The 20,074-nt window shown below is 53.4% G+C and carries 18 protein-coding genes; 6 read left to right on the top strand and 12 right to left on the bottom strand.

The genetic code is table 11. The features are described 5' to 3' along the window. Positions 1-107 precede the first annotated feature (107 nt). The 3 genes from NST08_RS27920 to NST08_RS27930 are packed head-to-tail and all read right to left on the bottom strand — an operon-like array spanning position 108 to position 3,655. Positions 108-1,718, bottom strand: coding sequence for an extracellular solute-binding protein (locus tag NST08_RS27920; RefSeq protein ID WP_007128912.1), 1,611 nt, complete (start codon positions 1,716-1,718; stop codon positions 108-110). 41 nt (positions 1,719-1,759) lie between these two features. Further along, positions 1,760-2,668, bottom strand: coding sequence for a carbohydrate ABC transporter permease (locus NST08_RS27925; RefSeq protein WP_007128913.1), 909 nt, complete (start codon positions 2,666-2,668; stop codon positions 1,760-1,762). A gap of 15 nt (positions 2,669-2,683) precedes the next feature. After that, entirely contained in the window at positions 2,684-3,655 is a 972-nt protein-coding gene (locus NST08_RS27930; RefSeq protein WP_007128914.1) for an ABC transporter permease, read from the bottom strand. Positions 3,656-4,155: 500 nt separating this feature from the next. Between NST08_RS27930 and NST08_RS27935 the strand changes: the two genes are divergently transcribed. Next, complete coding sequence (locus NST08_RS27935) at positions 4,156-5,196, top strand: glycoside hydrolase family 18 protein (protein ID WP_341342551.1); 1,041 nt, start codon at positions 4,156-4,158, stop codon at positions 5,194-5,196. Between the two features lie 427 nt (positions 5,197-5,623). Here the strand turns inward: NST08_RS27935 and NST08_RS27940 are convergent, their stop codons facing one another. Both NST08_RS27940 and NST08_RS27945 read right to left on the bottom strand, forming a co-directional pair. Then, positions 5,624-5,842 carry a DUF378 domain-containing protein gene (locus NST08_RS27940; RefSeq protein WP_341342552.1) on the bottom strand — a complete coding sequence of 73 codons (219 nt, stop codon included), beginning with the start codon at positions 5,840-5,842 and terminating at the stop codon, positions 5,624-5,626. 362 nt (positions 5,843-6,204) lie between these two features. Further along, positions 6,205-7,092: a LysR family transcriptional regulator gene (locus tag NST08_RS27945; RefSeq protein ID WP_028404058.1), complete on the bottom strand. Its 888-nt coding sequence runs from the start codon at positions 7,090-7,092 to the stop codon at positions 6,205-6,207. 161 nt (positions 7,093-7,253) lie between these two features. On the opposite strand from NST08_RS27945, the gene NST08_RS27950 reads away from it, so the two are divergent. Next, positions 7,254-8,300 carry a YeiH family protein gene (locus NST08_RS27950; RefSeq protein ID WP_341342553.1) on the top strand — a complete coding sequence of 349 codons (1,047 nt, stop codon included), beginning with the start codon at positions 7,254-7,256 and terminating at the stop codon, positions 8,298-8,300. Between the two features lie 354 nt (positions 8,301-8,654). Beyond that, a complete protein-coding gene (locus tag NST08_RS27955) occupies positions 8,655-10,121 on the top strand; it encodes an alpha-amylase (RefSeq protein WP_341342554.1) in 1,467 nt (488 codons plus the stop codon). A gap of 170 nt (positions 10,122-10,291) precedes the next feature. Here the strand turns inward: NST08_RS27955 and NST08_RS27960 are convergent, their stop codons facing one another. Continuing rightward, positions 10,292-11,191: an ABC transporter permease subunit gene (locus NST08_RS27960; protein ID WP_007128920.1), complete on the bottom strand. Its 900-nt coding sequence runs from the start codon at positions 11,189-11,191 to the stop codon at positions 10,292-10,294. A gap of 24 nt (positions 11,192-11,215) precedes the next feature. Then, complete coding sequence (locus NST08_RS27965; protein ID WP_007128921.1) at positions 11,216-12,124, bottom strand: ABC transporter permease subunit; 909 nt, start codon at positions 12,122-12,124, stop codon at positions 11,216-11,218. 295 nt (positions 12,125-12,419) lie between these two features. Here NST08_RS27965 and NST08_RS27970 point away from each other — a divergent pair, with 295 nt between their 5' ends. Next, positions 12,420-12,902: a glutathione peroxidase gene (locus NST08_RS27970; protein WP_341342555.1), complete on the top strand. Its 483-nt coding sequence runs from the start codon at positions 12,420-12,422 to the stop codon at positions 12,900-12,902. A gap of 273 nt (positions 12,903-13,175) precedes the next feature. Here the strand turns inward: NST08_RS27970 and NST08_RS27975 are convergent, their stop codons facing one another. Continuing rightward, positions 13,176-15,149 (bottom strand): glycoside hydrolase family 127 protein, encoded by a 1,974-nt coding sequence (locus NST08_RS27975; RefSeq protein WP_251535793.1) that lies wholly within the window; start codon positions 15,147-15,149, stop codon positions 13,176-13,178. Between the two features lie 83 nt (positions 15,150-15,232). Here NST08_RS27975 and NST08_RS27980 point away from each other — a divergent pair, with 83 nt between their 5' ends. Then, the gene (locus NST08_RS27980; protein ID WP_232239221.1) at positions 15,233-16,105 is read left to right on the top strand and encodes a helix-turn-helix transcriptional regulator; all 873 of its coding nucleotides are present in this window, start codon (positions 15,233-15,235) and stop codon (positions 16,103-16,105) included. Between the two features lie 298 nt (positions 16,106-16,403). Here NST08_RS27980 and NST08_RS27985 read toward each other — a convergent pair whose 3' ends face one another. The 4 genes from NST08_RS27985 to NST08_RS28000 all read right to left on the bottom strand — a co-directional run bounded on the left by NST08_RS27985 (position 16,404) and on the right by NST08_RS28000 (position 18,828). Beyond that, positions 16,404-16,805, bottom strand: coding sequence for a VOC family protein (locus NST08_RS27985; RefSeq protein WP_028404052.1), 402 nt, complete (start codon positions 16,803-16,805; stop codon positions 16,404-16,406). Positions 16,806-16,930: 125 nt separating this feature from the next. Beyond that, positions 16,931-17,428: an SRPBCC family protein gene (locus NST08_RS27990; protein ID WP_341342556.1), complete on the bottom strand. Its 498-nt coding sequence runs from the start codon at positions 17,426-17,428 to the stop codon at positions 16,931-16,933. Positions 17,429-17,511: 83 nt separating this feature from the next. Continuing rightward, positions 17,512-17,829 (bottom strand): ArsR/SmtB family transcription factor, encoded by a 318-nt coding sequence (locus NST08_RS27995; protein ID WP_244152668.1) that lies wholly within the window; start codon positions 17,827-17,829, stop codon positions 17,512-17,514. Between the two features lie 261 nt (positions 17,830-18,090). After that, complete coding sequence (locus NST08_RS28000) at positions 18,091-18,828, bottom strand: HAD family hydrolase (RefSeq protein WP_007128928.1); 738 nt, start codon at positions 18,826-18,828, stop codon at positions 18,091-18,093. A gap of 341 nt (positions 18,829-19,169) precedes the next feature. Here NST08_RS28000 and NST08_RS28005 point away from each other — a divergent pair, with 341 nt between their 5' ends. Beyond that, positions 19,170-20,051, top strand: coding sequence for a methyltransferase domain-containing protein (locus NST08_RS28005; protein ID WP_144872571.1), 882 nt, complete (start codon positions 19,170-19,172; stop codon positions 20,049-20,051). Positions 20,052-20,074 lie beyond the last annotated feature (23 nt).

Consider the following 20,074-nt stretch of genomic DNA (forward strand, 5'->3'; position numbering starts at 1 on the left):
CGGTTTCGCTGCATTCCTCATTCATCCGTTTAAAAATAAGAGCCAACCCCCGGTCTGAAAGCCTAGACCGGGATATGTTGGCCTTTTGTTGTTCTTGTTATAGATCTTTATTTATTGGTGTTCCAGCGGTCGTAAGCGCCTTGGTACAGCTCGACGATGCGGTCGCCGCCCATCTTCTTAACCTGCGCTACATACTTATCCCAATTTTCAAGCGGCTCTTGACCCGTGATGAACTTCGCTTCCATCTGCTTGACGTAAGTGTCCAGGTCGGACATCAACGCCGTAGCCTCACTTTGCTCCTCATTGGTCAAATACACGTTAGGGAATGGAGCTTTGCCGATCGGCACCAGCTTCTCTTGGTTTTGCTGATCGATCCATTCATCAAATTCCGTACGCAGGCCTTTCGCCACTTCAGGATCGTTGATGCCCGGCGTCAGAATGCCGTAGTTTGGCGTGATTTTACCGCGGTATTCCTCACGGTCGCCGCCATCCGGAACAGGAAGCCATTCTTTCACGCGGTTCTCTTTATCCTTGAACTTCCAGAGCACGCCTTCAGGTCCTTGATTGAACAGCGTCGAACCTTCATAGCTGTAGAGGTAGTCGATCCAGCGCATGGTCGCTTCAGGCGCAGGGTTCTTGCTGGAAATGGCGAACGTGCCGCGTGCCGACATGCCCGGATGCTTGCCGTATACCGGAGATCCTTCGATTTCGCTCTTCACCGGCGTCATGAGCGGATGCTCGGTGCTAGGCTCGCCACCCAGGGTGAAGTACGGATGATAGTCGTTGAATAATGCGAGCTGATTGTTTTCGCCTTTGGCCTTCTTCTGGTCTGCCGTCTGGGAGAAGGTTTCGTGATCCAGCAGCTCTTCCTTCCACAGACGGTTCATAAATGTCAGGTAACCCTTATAGCCTTCTTCTTGGAAAGGATAATGCACCTTTCCTTCCTTGTCGGCATAGATGCCTTCGTTGTACATGCCCCAGAAGCCGAAGAAGTACATCCGCAGGTCATCCAGCTTGACGGAAGTCAGCGGAATCTCGTCCTTCTTGCCGTTGCCGTTCGGATCCTCTTCCTTCACGCGCTTCAGGAACGTATACAGCTCTTCGGTTGTTTTCGGCTCGCTGACGTTGAGCGCTTTTAGGAACTTGCCGTTATACCACATCGGTCCGCGGTACCATACCGCTGCGGTATCGATAAACGGCAGTGCATACATATGGCCGTCCGGTGTCGTAAATGATTTGCGCACATCCGGATGCGCATCCAGAACCTTCTTGATGTTCGGGGCATAGCCTTCATCAATGTATTTCTCAAGCGGAATCAGGATGCCTTGACTGCCGTAAGTTACCTGCTCAGCCGGCTTCAAATCCGCAGCGTAAAACATATCCGGGAGATCACCGCTTGCAAACACCAGGTTCTTCTTCGTCTCGAAGCTGTCGATCGGCGAGAGCTGATACTCCAGCTTGATGTTCGTCAATTTCTCCATCTCTTGCAGGACAGGCATCGTCTTCCAGTCCGCCACCCCGGCATCCTGGGACATGACCGTCAGCGTAATCGGCTCATCGACGATCGGGAAGCCTTCCTTCTTGACCTCCGTGCTGCTGGACGTTCCGGAAGGTGCGGCAGAACCGCCGTCTCCCTTAGGCGAACCACAGGCTGCAAGCATGGCTGCCGACAAGGTAAGACAGAGTAAAACGGATGATGCCTTACGAAGCTTCTTCATAACAACAACTCCCCTTTTTTGGTGTAGATTATGGTTTAAGATCAGCCCTTTACAGAACCAATCATAACACCCTGCACAAAGTAACGCTGAAGGAATGGGTAGATGACAATAACTGGCACCGTCGCGACGATGATGACGGCATATTTGACCAGTGCGGCGATTTCGGCCTTCGAGTTCATGGCGGCAGCCGATGAAATGTCGATGGCTCCTCCGCCTTGGGCCGCCATCTCCTGCAGAACCAGAATTTGGCGCAGGAAGAGCTGCAGCGGATACTTCGCCGCATCGTTCAGATAGATCATGGCGCTGAAATAGCTGTTCCAGTGCCCGACGCCATAGAAGAGCGCCATGACGGCGATGATTGGCATCGACAGCGGCAGCACGATTTTGATGAACAACCGGAAATTCGTACATCCGTCGATATGAGCGGCTTCCTGCAGCTCCTTCGGAATGGTCGACTGGAAGAACGTCCGTGCAACGATAATGTTCCAGATCGAAGCGGCTCCCGGCAAAATGAGCGCCCACATGCTGTTGATCATGCCGAGATCCTTGACGAGCAGGTAGCTCGGAACGAGGCCCCCGCCGAAAAACATCGTGACCAAGAACATCGCCATGAAGAATCCACGGCCTACAAAGTCGCTCCGGCTGAGCGCGTAAGCGGCCGGCAGCGTGACAAGCAGGTTGACCGCCGTTCCGATCACGGTATAAATAATGGTGTTCTTGTAGCCGATCCAGATATTCTGGTTCTCGAACACCCGAGCATAGCCCTCGAAGGTAATTCCTTTAGGGAACAGCCACATTTCGCCCGAGGCGACGGCCTTCGGATCGCTGATCGATGCGCTGACGATATACAGCAGCGGGTACAGAACAATGACCAACGCGATCGTTAAGTACAGATAGTTGCAAAATAGAAACAGTTTATCTCCGTTGCTTTCTTTAACTCCGGATGCCATGCGTAATTCCTCCTTCTACCACAGACTGTTTTCGCTGGTGCGCCGCGCAATTTGGTTGACCGTGAGCAGCAGAATCGCATTGACCACGGAGTTGAACAAGCCGACGGCTGTTGAGAAGCTGTACTGCGCATCCACCAAACCGGAGCGATAAACGAAGGTCGAGATGACATCGGACGACTCCATATTAAGCGGGTTCTGGAGAAGCAGGATTTTCTCGAAGCCGACGCCCAGGATGCTTCCCATATTCAAAATCAGCAATATCGTAATGGTCGGAACGATCGCCGGAAGATTGATGTGCAGAATCCGCTTGAACCGGCTGGCACCGTCCACGACGGCAGCCTCATGCAGCTGCGGGTCCACGCCCGACAAGGCTGCCAGGTAGATGATCGTTCCCCAGCCCGTGCTCTGCCAAACCCCGGACAGCACGTACACCGTCTTAAACCAGGCAGGGTCGGTCAAAAATTGGGGCGGTGTGAATCCAAGAAACTCCACCAGATTGACAATCATGCCCGTCGAAGGCGTCAAGAAGGTAATAATCATACCGGACATGACGACCACCGAAATAAAATGCGGTGCATAAGTTACCGTCTGTACCGTCCGTTTGAAGAACGAGTCCCTCACCTCATTAAAGGCAAGCGCCAGAATGATCGGCAGCGGGAATCCTATCGCAAGCTCGTACAAGCTGATGCTCAGCGTGTTCCAGAGCAGGTCCCAGAAATAATAAGAATTAAAGAAGCGAACGAAGTGGTCGAATCCGACCCACGGGCTTCCCGTTATCCCTAATGTCGGGATGAAGTTTTTAAAGGCGATTTGTATCCCGTACATCGGCCCGTAATGGAATATCAGAAAGTATAGAAATGCGGGGGCGATAAACAGGTACAGCTCCCAGTTTCGGACCATCCTCCTCCATAAGGTATTTTTCTTGCGGCTTGCCGTTGTGTTAACCGATATGCTCTGCGACAGGGCGGTGTGGCCATCTTGCTGCATCGGTTTCTCCCTCCTCTTCTAATGGAAATCCGGTCAATTTAAGAGGCTGTTCAAAAAGCCGCCTTCTGATCTCGTAGCCAATCAAGGTGCTGATAGACCGACTTTTTGAACGCTCGCTTTAAGGATAAGCACCCCTGTTCAAATGTAAGGAAAGAGGTTCCTTGAGCACACTTCCTCATCTGCGGGTTTGCCGCACCGGAAAATGTTAACGCTTACATCCCAAGTGTATGGACTGCGTACCGATCCGTAAATATGTCATTTTCAATGGTCGTTGTAAGCGGCTACAATCATTGATCCTACGCGGTTTTGGTCGTTTTTGCGCAGCTTGTCATTGTCATTTCGGCCAAGGAAAACATGTTGATTTTGACCGCAGCCAACGCTTTGGCATACTGTGCAAACGATTCGCGCTGTCTTGACAGATGCTGGATAGGAACGCTAAGCTTCAAAAAAACAGCCGTAACGCAAATCTTACATATTTTATTGAAACGAGGTTGAAACTCATGACGGAATCCCCTTGGATTTTAGCCGGATATGCGGGACGCAGGGTTCTCTCCGAGGTTACGGCAGAGGACGCGCTGCGACTCACCCATCTAAATGTAGCTTTTGCCCACATCCGGGAAGGCACCATTTCGTACCCCCATCCGGAGACTGCCGATGAAATCCGCCGGCTGAAATCGGTTAACCCTAAGCTTCAGGTTCTGCTGTCGGTCGGCGGCTGGGGCTCCAGCGGCTTCTCCGAGGCAGCCGCCTCGCCGGAAGCAAGGGTACGCCTTAGCGAATCCGCTAATGAAATTTTGGAGAATTACCCTTTTGACGGAATCGACCTGGACTGGGAGTATCCCTGCTATTCCGTTGCGGGCACCTCCGCTTCGCCTGACGACAAGCGGAATTTCACGCTGCTGCTTCAGGCGCTCAGAGAGTCTCTGGACCGGTTCGGGCAGGACAAGCACCGCCGCTATATGCTGACCATTGCCGCAGGAGCCGATCAGTATTATATAGATGGAACTGAGATCGACCTCATCCACCCCTTTCTGGATTTCATACAGCTGATGACCTACGACATGCGGGGCGGCTTCCAGACGTACACCGGGCACCACGCGAATCTGTATACGTCCACCGGCGATCTGTTCCGGATCAGTGCGGACGCCTCGGTCCGATTATTCACCGCGGCGGGGGTGCCGCGCGAGAAAATCGTCATCGGAGCTGCCTTCTATTCGAGACGATGGAACAACGTGCCAAACGTAAACAACGGATATCTCCAGGTCGCTCCGGCCGCAGGCGGTTACGGTCCGACTTATACGGAGCTTGCGGCTCAATATTTGAACAATCCCGCCTTCACACGGCATTGGGACGACGAGGCGAAGGCCCCTTACCTGTTCGACGGCAGCAGCTTCATCAGCTACGATGATCCCGAGTCGTTAACGCATAAATGCCATTACGTAAAGGAGCAGCGGCTTGCAGGGATCATGTTCTGGGAATACAGCTGCGATGCGACACACAGCCTGCTGGATGCGATGCATAAGGCGCTCGCTCTTGAATGATCGCCCTCTCTCAAAGCCCCCCTTTCTCTAAATGGATTGTCTTCAGTTACGGCCTGCCTTCTCTTATTTGGAGAAGCAGGCTGTTCTTCGTTCGTGTGATTACACAGATGCAGAATGTTTAGTTTTGTAATGTTTTATAACATCAAATTGCCATCTGTTCAAATCTGTGCTTGTTGCTTGTTTTCATTCTAGGGGACCCCCCTCTTCGCGTAAATATGTCGTTTTAATCGAGATGAAATACTGAAAGCCCCTTGATACAACTAGGTTTATTCCGCATGATATGTTGATTTTGTCCTGTACGTCCAAATCCATGCACAAGGTTTACATCACCGTTCACACATAAAAAAGCCGCTCCCTTTTGTTGGGGCGGCCTTTAAACAATCCACTTTCTATCACGAATATTACGTTTTATGTTATATATATTAACTCATTTTGTTGTTCTTCGATCATCATTGGTGACGTCACCGAAGAATCGGATCGAGTACAGCGCACACAGTCCCACAATCGTGTAAACGATCCGCGAGCCTGCAGAGCTCTGTCCGCCGAACAATGCGGCGACCAGATCGTATTGAAACAAGCCGACCAGCAGCCAGTTGATGCCGCCAATGATCAGCAGCAAGAGCGCAATGGTATTCCACGTTCTCATCGTCTTCCCCCCTTATATGAACCGAATGTTGATGAACATCTTGAATCGCGTGCTATATAAGATGAACGATTGAACGGGATGCAGGGCAAGTGCGCTAAAATTCTCCTGCAAATCGCTGCTGCTCCGATCTCATTCTTTTGGTTCATTCTATATAGTTCTAGTAGTTTTAGTATCTAGTTTTAACCTTTTCTTGGCATTGTAATCATCCAAGCGCAAAAAAACATCCTCCGTAAAGAAGGATGCTGCGATATCCTGCGATATCAGGATGTTGCAATGAAGGTCACTCTTTGGATTTTTGCAAAATCCTCATGTAAATGACTTATTGATTTTCGCGATCGATGGAAGAACCGCTTACGTATATTTTAGAACATTCCCTGTCTGCTCCTAAGCAGCTCGAGAAATACTTCCACGGCTTTCGTATGATAGGGAGTCTTCTGTGAAATGAGGGAGAAGCGGCGAATCACGGGCCTCCCGTTCGGCTTCAGCATATGGAGGGTGCCGAGCTGAAGCTCCTTGCGAACCACAAATCGTGACAGCAGCGTGACGCCTAAGCCTGCTTCGACTGATTCCTTGATCAGCTGTGTGCTGCCGAATTCAACCACATGCCGGGGATGAAAGCCGCTAGCAGCGAACATTCGCTCCGTCGCTTCGCGGGTGCCTGAGCCCTGCTCGCGCAAGATCCACGTCTCCGTTTGAAGCTCCGCCAGCGGGATTTCAGACCACGGGTCATAGCGCTGCCCGCGCGGAACGACAACGACCATTTCGTCCTCGGCGAACGCCTCAATATGCAGCCGCTCGTCCTGATAATCTCCCTCGACGATACCGACATCCGCCTCGTGCCGCAGGATCATTTCCGCCACTTCGGCCGTGTTTCCGATGGTGATGGTAGGACGGATTAACGGATACTGCTGTCTCAAGGAAGCGATCATCCGGGGGAGCAGATACTCGCCGAAGGTATAGCTGGATCCGATCGACAAATCGCCGCTTGCCCGATGCATCACATCATCCACAAGGGCGTTCATGCGCGTATATAGTCCCAGAATCTCCTTCGCGTGATGATATACGATCTCTCCCGCTTTATTCAGTCGAACATATTTATTGCTCCGATCCAGCAGCCGCGTCCCTAGGGAACGCTCCAATGCCCGGATATATTGACTGACCGCCGGCTGCGTCATTAACAGCTCCTCCGCTGCCCGGGTGAAGTTCCCTTTCTCAACGACGGTCACAAATACCTCTAACGCCTGATCCATTTCCTCGCCCTCTTCCTCCCTATACATTCGTTTATGTTGGACAGCTCCATATTATCATAATCAAATACTTATCATTACTATTATCATGATTTATTTTTCTTATTTAATAAAGTGGGATACGATAGGTTCAGACCAACCGAACAAACCGGAGGTTATGACTTATGGCTGAACCTGCGCATTCCCAATCGCAAGCCGCCAAGACCGGCCCTGCAGCAGCCCCGAAGACCCCGTCGATGACGGCTGTCATCGGCGGTATCGCATTTACGCTGGCCATCGCCCTCATCGGCTTAGCGCTCGCAAACCTTCCAGGTCTTCGCTATCTCGGCCAGTTGGCTTGGGCGATCCTGATTGCCGCCGTGTACCGCCAGATTCGCGGCTATCCGGAGGCGCTGCGGCCCGGAATCCAATTTACGGCCAAGCGGCTTCTTCGTCTGGCCATTATATTGCATGGGTTAAAGTTGAATATCGGCATCGTATGGCAACAAGGCCTTGGGCTCATGCTGAGGGATGTCATCAGCGTTGTGTTTGCCATCGCCGTGACACTGCTCATCGCCAAGCGGCTTAAGGCGGATATGTCCCTGTCCCTGCTGCTTGGGATTGGAACAGGCGTATGCGGGGCGGCTGCCATTGCAGCCGTATCGCCCATCGTGCAAGCCAAGGAAAAGGATACCGCGCTTGGGGCAGGGATGATTGCCTTTGTCGGTACGGTTGCTGCCATTCTCTATACCTTGATACAGCCGTTACTGCCCTTATCCGATGCCCAGTTCGGAATCTGGTCGGGCGTAAGCCTTCACGAAATCGCTCATGTAGCGCTTGCGGGAGCATCCGCCGGCGAGGAAGCCTTGACGCTCGCCCTGCTCGCCAAGCTTGGCCGTGTTTTCCTGCTCCTGCCCCTGAGCGTCGTCCTGGTGCTCTGGATGAAGCGAACGCATCCGAATGAAAGCAAGGCCAGACCGGAGTTTCCCTGGTTTCTCATCGGCTTTATGGCAGCAAGCATGCTGGGCAGTTGGGAATATACCGGACAGCCGATTATTCCCCTTCCGCTCAAGGATGCTTTGTCGCAAATCGCCTCCTTTCTGCTGGCGATGGCGATGGTAGGCCTTGGATTGAATGTTCATGTCAAAGATTTGCGCAGAGCCTGGAGACCGCTGCTGGCCATGGCCATAGCGACGATCCTGTTGGTCCTGCTGACTTACATGTTGGTTTGAATACACCTGCTCCCGCTGTCTGGGAAGGCAATGTCTGCCGGCGGAAGCAGGTGGAATCCGTAGGCTGCGCCGCCGGAATCGTCAGGAACACCGGCAATTTCGAGCGTGTTGGAGAGTCTGGAAATCCTCGCGCCCCATGACCCGTGCGGCCCCGTTATCATCCGGGGCCGCACGTTTTTTTATACGCAAATTCGTTGTGTCTCGCCGTTCCGCTCGTCTGTTCCATGCCATATTCGGGAACAATTGAACTGTGGTTTAACACGGTATGCTCCCTGGGTATGGTTATGGATATGGATAGCTATACCCTGTATGACATAAACGCAAGCCATCTTTACAGAGGAGATGAACGCAAGAATGCAGCGAAATCATACCATGATGCAATTTTTCGAATGGCATGTCGCCCCTGACGGAAAGCATTGGAAACGTCTGAAGGAAGCGGCGCCCGAGCTCAGCAAGGTTGGCGTCGATACGGTATGGATCCCACCGGTAACCAAAGCGCTATCGGCGGAAGATAACGGCTACGGTGCATATGATCTGTACGATCTGGGGGAGTTTGATCAAAAGGGCACCGTACGTACGAAATACGGCATAAAGCAGGAATTGATCGATGCCATCGCGGCCTGCCACAAGTACGGGATCGCCGTCTATGTGGATCTCGTGATGAATCATAAGGCCGGAGCGGACGAAACCGAGCGATTCCATGTGGTGCAGGTCGATGAAATGGACCGGACCAAGGAAATATCGAAGCCCTTCGAGATTGAGGGCTGGACGAAATTCACGTTCCCTGGCCGGGGCGGCAAGTACTCCTCTTTCCAGTGGAAGTTTCATCATTTCAACGGGACCGACTACGATGCGGGTAGAAAGCGCGCCGGCATATACCGCATTCTCGGCGAGAACAAATCGTGGAACGAGAAGGTGGATCATGAATTCGGCAACTATGACTATCTGATGTTCGCCAATATCGATTACAGCCATCCCGAGGTCCGCAAAGAGATGATCGGATGGGGTCAGTGGCTCGTCGATACCCTGCAATGCAGCGGCTTCCGGCTGGACGCGATCAAGCATATCAACCATGATTTCATCAAGGAATTTGCAACAGCCATGAAGAAGAAACGAGGAGACGACTTCTACATCGTCGGGGAGTTTTGGAATCCGGAGCTTCAGGCGTGCCGAAGCTTCCTTGATCGGGTAGATTACAAGATCGATCTGTTTGACGTATCGCTCCACTATAAGCTTCATGCTGCGGCCAAAAACGGGCGTTCCTTCGACCTGCGGACGATCTTCGACGATACGCTGGTGCAATCCCATCCAATGAATGCCGTTACGTTCGTCGACAATCATGACTCCCAGCCCCACGAATCACTGGAATCCTGGGTGGAGGACTGGTTCAAGCAGAGCGCTTATGCCTTGATCCTGCTTCGGAAGGACGGCTACCCCGTCGTCTTCTACGGTGATTATTACGGCATCGGCGGGGAGCATTCACTTCCGGGCAAGAAGGAATCCATCGACCCGCTCCTGTATGCCCGGGCTCACCTCGCGTATGGCGAGCAGGATGATTATTTCGACCATCCCAACACGATCGGCTGGGTTCGAAGGGGGCTGCCGGAAGCCAAGCACTCCGGATGTGCGGTCGTTATGGCAAACGGGGATCCCGGCGAAAAACGCATGTATGTCGGCACCCACCGCGCTGGTGAAGAGTGGATGGATCTGACTGGCAACCGGGATGAGCGCGTTACGATCGGGAGCGACGGCTTTGGCGTCTTTCCTGTACACGGCGGCAGCGTATCGGTATGGGCACGGAATACGGACCATCAAAATTGAAGGGCTCCTAACGCGACTCTCCTTGATTGGTTCGGATGATGCACAACAAAAAAACCGGAAGCATCGAATTCGCATATCGCCATGCATCGATTGCAGGCATTTAGGCGAATCATGTCGACTTCCGGTTTTTTTCTCGTAATTGAAGCTCGGCCAGCACGCTCTTAAAGCCTCTAGCCTCTCACCTGGAAACGGCGGCGCAGGCCTTCTGCGAGCAGATTAAATGTCACAATGGCAATCATCATCGCACACGCAGGATAGAATACATATTCAAACTTGCCGAGGAATATATCCGTGCGGTGTCTGGCCAGAATGGTCGCCCAGTTCAGCCCTGTCTCAACGAATTCCATCGTATAATAATCGACTTCCTTCCACTCATGCCCCAGAAAAATGTTTACAATCGCAAGCTGGCCGAGAAGGAGCAAAACCTTGCCCATGTCGAGACAGAAATTGACGATCATTTCCGGAAACATGATGGGAACGTAATAGTTCTTTGTCAGCGTTCTGGTACGGAGCCCCAGTGCGGTGCTCGCTTCCATGTACGGCTCCCTGGACATTTTATAAGCCTGCTCCTGAACGGTGACGGCCACACGTCCGACCTCCACGCTAGCCAGGATCAGAATAGCCCAGGCCAGCCGGTGCTGGGCAAACAGGAGGAACGGAAGCGCCAGCAGCAGCGCCGATGCGAATACCGGCGGCATATAGGAGAACAGCTGATTCCAAAACGTGATCAGCCGGTGGCAAAACCCTGTTTTCCTTCGGGCCATGATCCCCAGCGGAATCGCGATGATGTACCTGACGGCCGCTATGGCCAGGACAAACAGGATCGTTTCCTTCGCGCCGACAACCAATCGGCTTAGATTATCGACCCCTTCCTTGTCCGTGCCGAGCAGGTTTTTGGACGATGGTTTAAAGGCAGGCAGCACGAGCTTCTCTTCACCGTTCTTCATGACCCACCGGGATCGCTCTTTGCTCAAGTCCGCATCGATAAACGGAAGATGGGGGCCGACGAACGCTACAAACACCAAGAAAGCAAGCAATGTGCCTCCAAGCCATAGAGGGATATTTTTCAAGTCCGGCTACCTCCATTCATTTCTTTATCTAGGATCGAAATATTTGCGGGCTGAATGACTAATCCACTGCACGACCAGGAAGAGCAGCATGAAGAAAAAAGCGATGCCGATAATGACGCCCGGTTCATATTCGGGACCCGTACCCGTGTAGGGGTTGAAATCCAGCGCCTGGAACAGCCTCCAGGCTGCGCCCGGATAGTTGCGGTAATACTCGACCACCAGCAAATTCGATAGAATGAATACGAGCAGACCCGGAAGATGCGTCAAGATCGCCGCGATGCCGTTGCGGAGCATGTGCTTGTACACCACGGCCCTGTCGCTGAGCCCCTTGGCCTTTGCCAACAGGATGTACATCTTTCCTTCCTGGGCAAGAAGCGAAGCGGAGGTCACTCTGGCGATAAAAAAGATGGGATAGATCGAGACCAGAAGCGCGGGCAACGCGAACGCCTCCCAGCCTTCCACGGCAAAATAGCGGACGGCCGGCACATGCTTGACCAGAAACCACTGCACAAACAGCATGAGGAAAAAATCAGGTATGGACTGGAACAGCCATGTTGTCCAATGGCCGAGCACATTGAATTTCGTCTTGGACAGCTTGTAGTCTGCAACCCCTTTCAAAATCCCGACGACAAACCCGATTAAAAGCGCCGAGACGATGACCAGCAGGCTCATGCCGACGGCGACCAATGCCGCTGCCTCTGCCGTCTGCCCCTTATATCGCGACGGTCCGAGGCTTCCGTGCTCGATGATCTGGCGGAAGAAATCGCCTATATATGTAAGGTACCGGTTCATGTCGAATGAGGGATCCGCTACAACCTTATGACCATCCAATGAAATATTGATGTCTCGGGGAATCAGGACGATCAGGACAATGAAGCTAAAGGCCAGCAGGCTGATGATCGTCGATTTGAGCATTTGCGTTTTCAAATTCATATCGGCCTCCTAAGTGTCCTCGTAATACGGAAATTCATTCATATGCTTAATTGGTTATTCTACTACTACCATAATTCTCCTAGTTTAGTCCAGTAAAAAATTACATATTTTTACTCTCTTATATGTTGCTAGACTTGCGATGGAGGTGTATTGCCTGCAGCAATGCTGAACGGTAATCAGCGTCGATTCTCGACGACAAGCCATAACGCGACCGGTACTGCGAAGAAGTTGCAATGCTTCCCGATAGCATATAATCTGGTTGCATAACCCAAGTGCGATGAAGGAGGTTTACCGGATGACCATTTATGATTACGAGGTAACGACAATCACCGGCGAACGCGAGAAGCTCGAGAAATATCGGGGTCATGTGCTGTTAATCGTAAATACGGCGACCAAATGCGGATTCGCTCCTCAATTCAGCGGGCTGGAGAAGCTGCATCAAACGTACCGCGACCAGGGACTGGCCGTGCTCGGCTTCCCCAGCAGCCAGTTTATGAACCAGGAGCTCGAGGACAATGCATCGATCGAGGAAGCGTGCAAATTGAATCACGGGGTGACCTTCCCCCTTTTCGCCAAAATCGACGTAAACGGCACCGATGCCCATCCGCTGTATAAGCATCTGACCCAACAAGCACCAGGCGTGCTCGGCAGTAAATCCATCAAATGGAACTTCACCAAATTCCTTGTGGACCGGGAGGGGAAGGTCGTCAAGCGGTTCGCCCCCGCCGATACGCCCGAGAAAATCGAAGAGCATATCAAGAAGCTTTTACAGGCGTAGACTAGGGGAATATCGCAGAAAAATGCAGCAGACCTCCTGAATCTCTCCCTGAACCGATAAAAGTTATACTTTTCTATGACTGAAAAAAAGACGCCTCCCGAAGGGCAGAATAAATGCCTCTTCGGGTGACGCCCTATTGCTATGGGATTTACTGTTCCATTAACCGTTTCCGCACGCTCCATGGTTGTCGTCCAAGCGTTGACACTGATCATCGTGCAGCAGTCATCATTACACCGCGCGCCGGGCTCGGGGCCTGCCAGTCGAATCCGGCATTTACACCAGGCTCGCTTCTTCCCGGATCCACACGGCCATCTCGTTCTCCCCGCGATTCCCCCACAGATAATACGGAATTGCCTTTAATGTGGCCGATTTCGCCTGTCGCGGCGCTGCCCGGTACAATTCTCCGTTCCAGGACTCCGCCTCTTCCCGCCAGCCGGCTCCCTCGATGACAACGGCGCCTCCCGGCAAATCCGCCTCGAATCGCGACGTTAATTTCGGATCAGCCGCCAGGGTAACGGCCGAGATTGGCGCGCCATTATCGACGCTCTCCCAGCAGTATACAAGCGGTCCCCGCTGAATGGCCGCTTTGCCGGCATTCGCACGAACCAGCGGATGGGCTCTTACCTGAAGAATGTCGAGCGAGAGCGCAAGCTCCAGCGTATCGCCCGAAGCCCAGGCTCGGGTAATGTACGCATAGCCTTCCCGGATCAAGCCTGTCGCCTTCAGCTCCTCTCCATTCACACGGATGACGGCTTGGCCTCGGCACCACCCCGGGATGCGCAGTGCCAGCGTCCATTCCGCCGTCTGCGGCGATTCAATGATAAACGTGACGTTCCCGCTCCACGGAAGCTCGCTGGTCTGCTTGACCTTTACGGCGTTTCCGCGAAGGGACACCGCTGCCTCACCGCCGATGTAAAGATGGGCAAACAACGTATCCTCATTCGAGGTATATACGTATTCGCCGAGTGAAGTCAGCAGTCTCGCCACATTCGGCGGACAGCAGGCGCATGCGAACCAGCCCGGCCGGACCGGCTTCACATGATGCTTGCCCGGATTATGTCGGCAGGCATCCGGCCACACCTCGAGCGGATTCACGTAGAAGAAATGGGTGCCGTCCTGCGCCATGCTGCCGATTACCGTATTGTACAGCGCCCGTTCCATCACGTCCGCATACTCGGATTTCGGCGACAGCTCCAGCATCCGCCGGGCGAAGAAGATCAGTCCAATCGAAGCGCAGGTCTCCGCATAGACGGTATCGTTCGGAAGATCGTAATCGATCGTAAACGCCTCGCCGTGGTGGGTCGAGCCGATCCCCCCGGTAATGTACATTTGTTTATGGACGATGTTGTCCCACAGATTCTCGCATGCCTCCATTAGCGATGCATCTCCGGTGCGGGCGGCCAAATCGGCCATGGCAGTATACATATAGACGGCACGCACCGAGTGGCCCACCGCCACCTTCTGCTCCCTGACCGGCAGATGGCTCTGATGATAAGAAAGATGGGGAGCTCCGGATACCGAAGCATAGAAGGAGCTTTTTCCGCGCTGTTCCCACTCTTGATGGAAAAAATGCGGCTCCCGCCCCCGCTCGTCGATAAAGTATTCGGCTAGCCGCACATACTTCTCCTCATGGGTAGCCTCATACAATTTCACAAGGGCAAGCTCAATCTCCTGGTGACCGTCAAAGCCATGGATTTTGCCCTCTTCCGGTCCGAATACCGTATCGATATAATCGGCGAACCGGCAGGCCACATCCAGCAGCTTCCGTTTGCCGGTTGCACGGTAGTGGGCAACCGCAGCTTCGATCAAATGCCCGGCGCAGTACAGCTCATGGCAGTCCGTCAGGTTGGTCCAGCGTTTAGTTGGCTCTTTTACCGTAAAATACGTATTCAAATAGCCGTCCGGCTGCTGGGCATCGGCAATCAGGTCAATCAGCTCGTCCACCTGCTGCTCCAGCTTCGGATCAGGGTGAATGGCCAGGGAATAGGCCGCAGCCTCCAGCCATTTGGCCACATCGCTGTCCTGAAATACCATGCCTTTATATTCACCCTGCTCCCTGCCGGCGGCGATGCGGAAGTTGGCGACCGCGTGACTCGGCTCCACCCCCGGAATCCGGTCATGAAGCGCCTCGTATTGATAAGGGATGACCACTTCCCTTACCAGCCGGATATAGCGGGACCAGAAGGGATCGTTCAGCTTGACCTGTTGAAGCGGCACCGCAGCGGATCGTTCCGTTACAACTTTCATCGGATAATCACTCCTTGGGATCGTATTGTTGCCTCGACACCTCCCATTCTACGTTTTATGATAGGATGAAAGCGATAAAGGATATGACCCAGTTTTTTATACGATTTCACACATGCATTGAGGTGATTGAGCTGGCCGATTCGAATATTCTATCCATTCCATCCCTGCCCCCGCCCTACTACCTTGAATCCGGTTCAACCTTGTATGCCGCAGGGGATCAGCACCCGAATCGGAGAAATCTTGGCGTATATGATCTCATCCTCGTGCGAAGCGGCTGTCTGTACCTCGGCGAGGAGGAGGAGCAGTGGGAGCTGCACGCGGGAGATCTGGTCATCCTGCTGCCGGATGCCTATCACTATGCGGTGCAGGCATGCAGGGAGGAGACTTATTTTTACTGGCTGCATTTTCAAGCGGCAGCGGATAGTCCCACACATTCAGGCAGCATTTCACACAGCATATTCCTGCCGAAGCTGGCTCATGTCCCATACCCGGATCAAGCCTATCAGCTGTTCGAATCGCTCCACCTCCTCGCGACGGAGCCGCGCTCCATTGCCTTATGGAGGGAGCAGTCGCTGTTTATCGAGCTCATGCAGCTGCTGGACCAGTCAAGGGCCGGGCAGGAGCAATCCCGTGCACGCAAGGTGGCCGAACAAATCGAATCGTTCATCAAAATGCATTACCGGGAACCGATCAGCAATGGCCGTCTATCCGAGAGTCTTCATTTTCACTACAATTACCTGACGCGCTGCATGAAGGAATCCCACGGGGTGACGCCGTCCGAATACCTGCTGCAGTATCGCCTGGATCAAGCGAAAAGGCTGCTGCTGACCACCCGTTGGCCCGTGTCCCGCATCGCCGAGCATGTCGGCTTCCAGTACCCTCCCTATTTCACGCGCCGATTCTCGGCACGCTTTGGCATATCCCCGTTGCAATACAGGAAGCAGTATACCGAATAGGGGGGATAGCTGCTCGATGTGAGATTGGATTTACATATTGGATGAGCCATTGAATTGCAAGTGGGGCACGTACGTAAAATGGTCCTTCGGTCGCCATCATCCTCTATAAATCACACTAAAAAACCGCCCGGGCTAAGCGCCCGGGCGGTTCTGTGGCATTCAAATCACATGAAGGTTCCTATGGAAAGGCCAAGCCTGGGGCTAAAATGCCTACGTCGCATGTCAACACATCTGGCGGCTTTGAGGCTGCAAAGAATTGCGGAAAGAAGCTCCTTCTCGCACAAGCTTAGAGGCAATATTAAGCTTCAGCCGGAAGATCCAGCTGCCACGATACGCCGAACTTGTCCACGATCCAGCCGAATTTGCGGCTAAAGCCGTAATTGCCCAGCGGCATCAACGGTCCTCCGCCGTCCAGCAATAGGCTATACAGCCGATCGATCTCCTCGTCCGAATCGCAGGTCAGATAGATGGAGAACGAAGGCGTGAACGTAAAGTCATGCTTCACGTTGCTGTCGATGCACATGAAGGGCTGTCCCTTCAAGGTAAAGACGGCGTGCATGACGCTTCCTTCTTCTCCCGGCTGTCCGGGACCGTACCGCGTGATGCTCGTGATCTCCGAATCCTCAATCAAGGACGTATAGAACGTCATCGCTTCCTCCGCATTCCCTTGAAACATCAAAAACGGCGTCGCTTTGTTCATCTTTCAAACCCCTCTTCTTATCGAATGGATAACATCGGCTAAAGCAGCTTGCGGTCTTTTCAAACACCCATCCTTGCCCTATTTCTCAATTTGCGCGTGGTGGGAAAACTCCAACCATCAGGTCTTTATGAAGGAAATTCGATCGTACCCGTCTCCAAGAGCTGCTTCAGCCCTCCAAACATCAGGCTCCAGCCGTGTTCCGAAGAGCTGTTGTACTCATGCAGCGCCCGCTCCACGTCCTCCGCGGTCCAGCCTTCCTCATGCGGCACGACGATCATCTGCGTAAACGTCATCTCGCAGCCTTCCTCAACCGGCTTCAGCTCGATGGTGACGATATCCTCGGTATCGCTGAATTGCGGCATTCTGAAGGTGAAGACCAGCCTGCGGGGCGGATCGATCTCCCGATATTCTCCGATCGCCCGGTAATCCTTCCCTCCGCGATGGTCGACTATCTCCCAAGTGCCGCCGACATGAGGCTCGTTTCTGGCGATCTTATTGGTCGCCTCCATCGTAAATAGCCACTTCCGCATCATTTCCGGATTCAGCCAGGCGTCAAACACCCGCTCGGGGCTCACTTGAAATATGCGCTTCATGACCAGAGTCGTTGTCGAAGCATTCTCCATAGCTGGAACTCATCCCTTTCTGCATTCAAAATCATCAGGCCTTCCTGTTACCATCGTTACCTCCTCGAGCGAGGTGCAACCCTTTAATGCTCCTCCTTCTTCGCTTTATAGAGCTCGCGCTCCAGCGCGTCGAACTGTTGCGTCCAGAAGCGCTCATAGAATCGAAGCCATTCAAGCGCCCTGGCCATGACATCCCCATTGAGCCGGCAGGTATGGATCCGGCCCTGAACCGTTCGTTCCAGCAGGCCGGAGCGCTCCAGCACCTTAATATGCTTGGAAGCGGCGGCCAGCGACATGTCGAAGGGCTCGGCCAGCTCGGACACCGTCCGTTCCCGCGAAGCGATCATCCGAACCATCTGTCTCCGGGTCGGATCGGCCAGCGCGTGAAAGATATGATCCAATTGTTTCTCATCATTATGTTCAACCATATGGTTAACTATAGGGGATCGCAAATTAAAAGTCAACCATTTGGTTGAATATATATCGTAAAAATATGAGCTGTCTCTTCAACCCGATTCGTCCAGCGATGCCGGAAGAACGAAGCCTTTTACTTTCATATGAGCCAAGCACCGCGCGCTGACACCCACGCACGGTGCGGTTTATCTGGCAGCCCTCTGGACCGCCGCTTGAGGAATGTTTCGAGATATAAAGAGGAGAGTATCTTAAGAACCTAAAAGCCCGTTAAGCATACGTCCGAGCTCCTCATAGCTGGTCGCCACATGATGGGGCTTATGCTCCGATTCAGGCTCAACCCCACGGTGATTAAACCAAATGACATGCCAGCCGGCCGCCAGGGCGCCGACCACGTCATTGCGCCAGGAATCTCCGATATAATAACAGCGTTCCGGCATGGTCCCCGTCCGTTCGTTCACGTGACGGAAGATCCGGGCATCCGGCTTGTCCCATCCGACCGCCCCGGATACGAATATGCGCTCCTGCGGAATCAGATCCCCCAGCTTCATGGCCGTAATTTTGTTCATCTGATGGTCTGCCGGCCCGTTCGTTATTAACCCTACAAGATGCCCGGCATCCTTCAATGTCTGAAGCAGCTCGCGAGCGCCATCGAACATGGTAATCTCATATTGCCGTCCTAGATACGCCCGCTGAACCGCTTCGGCTTCCTCACGGGTCAGCTGTATCCCGAACTCCGCCAAGGCCAGCTGAAAGCGGCGGGTTCTCATATCCTCAACCGCGTCCCCGTAAGCCGCCGTACCGGCCCCTCCAAGCTCTTCGGATAACCGGTCGCTGTAATACCGCATCCGGTGGTAGGCCTTTTCATATGGGAAGGATTCCCGGGGCTGCACAATCGCCTGCAGTGCATCCCGAAACGGTGCCAAATGGTCGTATAACGTATCATCTACATCAAAGAAAATCCCTTTCCGTTCTGATTGCCCAGTCATGCTCATCCCTCTTCCTATCATCGGGTCGCTTGTCTCTATCGGGATCATGCATCCACATCAATATGGTATGCTTGCCGGTAAAATCATCTGTGACCGGTTCCCTGCCACCCTGATCTTCTAATTCCTCTATTGTACATGCTGGACCTCCTGTCACACCACCCCACCCGGGCCGCCAGCTGCTTAAGGCCATGTCCCCCTCCTTTAGGGATGAACCCCTGTTTACCAACGGCGCGCCCCACTCCCCGCTCCATCTGTAAATATGTTCCTCCGCTATGATAAGATAGTTACAAACGAATGAGCAGCCAGTTCCATCGAGAAACGAAAAAGGAGATGAATCGCTTATGACCAAGGACTTGACCGAAATATGGCAAGGGGACTCCGTTCCCGAAGGCAACCGTGTCAGCAACGTGCAGCGCTTTAGCGGCTTCGAAGACACCTATGACCGGCACCGCCCGGAGGCGCCGGAGGAGGTCGTTACCCTGCTCACCGGATATCTGAGCCGCAGACCTTCGCTTGTCGTCGATCTGGGCTGCGGGACCGGATTGTCGTCTTTTGTATGGAAGGACGCTGCGGACCGGATTATCGGCGTTGAGCCTAACGATGATATGCGGGGAAAGGCTCTCGCCAAATTGCAGTCCCTCACGGAGCAGGGGGCTGACGGCCATGCTCAATCGGGCGCCATTACCTTCGTCTCCGGCTATTCGAATCAGCTGGCGCTGCCGGATGGGGCTGCGGACATCATTACCTGCTCCCAGTCCTTTCACTGGATGGAGCCTGCCAGTACGCTGAAGGAGGCCGCACGCGTGCTGCGCGAGGAGGGCGTATTCGCCGCCTACGACTGTGACTGGCCGCCCAGCCTCACCTGGAGAATCGAGCATGCTTATCATGAGCTGATCCGGCTGGCCGATGACATCATCGACCGCCGCGTCAATCCGGAGGACCAGGCATACAAAGGGGATAAAAACGAGCATTTGAAGCATATCCGGGAGAGCGGACTGTTCCGGTTCTCCAAGGAAATCGTTTTCCATCACGTCGAGCCGTTTACCGCAGACCGTTACACCGGGCTTGCCGTCAGCCAAGGCGCCATCCAAACCGTCTTCAAGTTAAATCAACCCGAGCTTCACGAGAAGATCGCATCATTCCAAGCGATGGTGAAGGAGTATTTCCAGGAACGAACCCTTCCGCTCATGCTCAGCTACCGCATGCGAATCGGCATTAAATAACCCGGGCAGCATAACAGCAGCAG

The sequence above is a fragment of the Paenibacillus sp. FSL K6-1566 genome (assembly GCF_038050475.1).
In the GTDB taxonomy this organism is placed as follows: Bacteria; Bacillota; Bacilli; order Paenibacillales; family Paenibacillaceae; genus Paenibacillus_AQ; species Paenibacillus_AQ lactis.

Coding starts and splice junctions, on each gene's coding strand:
- NST08_RS27920 (WP_007128912.1), bottom strand. CDS start 1,718: ATGAAGAAGCTTCGTAAGGCATCATCCGTTTTACTCTGTCTTACCTTG.
- NST08_RS27925 (WP_007128913.1), bottom strand. CDS start 2,668: ATGGCATCCGGAGTTAAAGAAAGCAACGGAGATAAACTGTTTCTATTT.
- NST08_RS27930 (WP_007128914.1), bottom strand. CDS start 3,655: ATGCAGCAAGATGGCCACACCGCCCTGTCGCAGAGCATATCGGTTAAC.
- NST08_RS27935 (WP_341342551.1), top strand. CDS start 4,156: ATGACGGAATCCCCTTGGATTTTAGCCGGATATGCGGGACGCAGGGTT.
- NST08_RS27940 (WP_341342552.1), bottom strand. CDS start 5,842: ATGAGAACGTGGAATACCATTGCGCTCTTGCTGCTGATCATTGGCGGC.
- NST08_RS27945 (WP_028404058.1), bottom strand. CDS start 7,092: ATGGATCAGGCGTTAGAGGTATTTGTGACCGTCGTTGAGAAAGGGAAC.
- NST08_RS27950 (WP_341342553.1), top strand. CDS start 7,254: ATGGCTGAACCTGCGCATTCCCAATCGCAAGCCGCCAAGACCGGCCCT.
- NST08_RS27955 (WP_341342554.1), top strand. CDS start 8,655: ATGCAGCGAAATCATACCATGATGCAATTTTTCGAATGGCATGTCGCC.
- NST08_RS27965 (WP_007128921.1), bottom strand. CDS start 12,124: ATGAATTTGAAAACGCAAATGCTCAAATCGACGATCATCAGCCTGCTG.
- NST08_RS27970 (WP_341342555.1), top strand. CDS start 12,420: ATGACCATTTATGATTACGAGGTAACGACAATCACCGGCGAACGCGAG.
- NST08_RS27975 (WP_251535793.1), bottom strand. CDS start 15,149: ATGAAAGTTGTAACGGAACGATCCGCTGCGGTGCCGCTTCAACAGGTC.
- NST08_RS27980 (WP_232239221.1), top strand. CDS start 15,233: ATGACCCAGTTTTTTATACGATTTCACACATGCATTGAGGTGATTGAG.
- NST08_RS27985 (WP_028404052.1), bottom strand. CDS start 16,805: ATGAACAAAGCGACGCCGTTTTTGATGTTTCAAGGGAATGCGGAGGAA.
- NST08_RS27990 (WP_341342556.1), bottom strand. CDS start 17,428: ATGGAGAATGCTTCGACAACGACTCTGGTCATGAAGCGCATATTTCAA.
- NST08_RS28000 (WP_007128928.1), bottom strand. CDS start 18,828: ATGACTGGGCAATCAGAACGGAAAGGGATTTTCTTTGATGTAGATGAT.
- NST08_RS28005 (WP_144872571.1), top strand. CDS start 19,170: ATGACCAAGGACTTGACCGAAATATGGCAAGGGGACTCCGTTCCCGAA.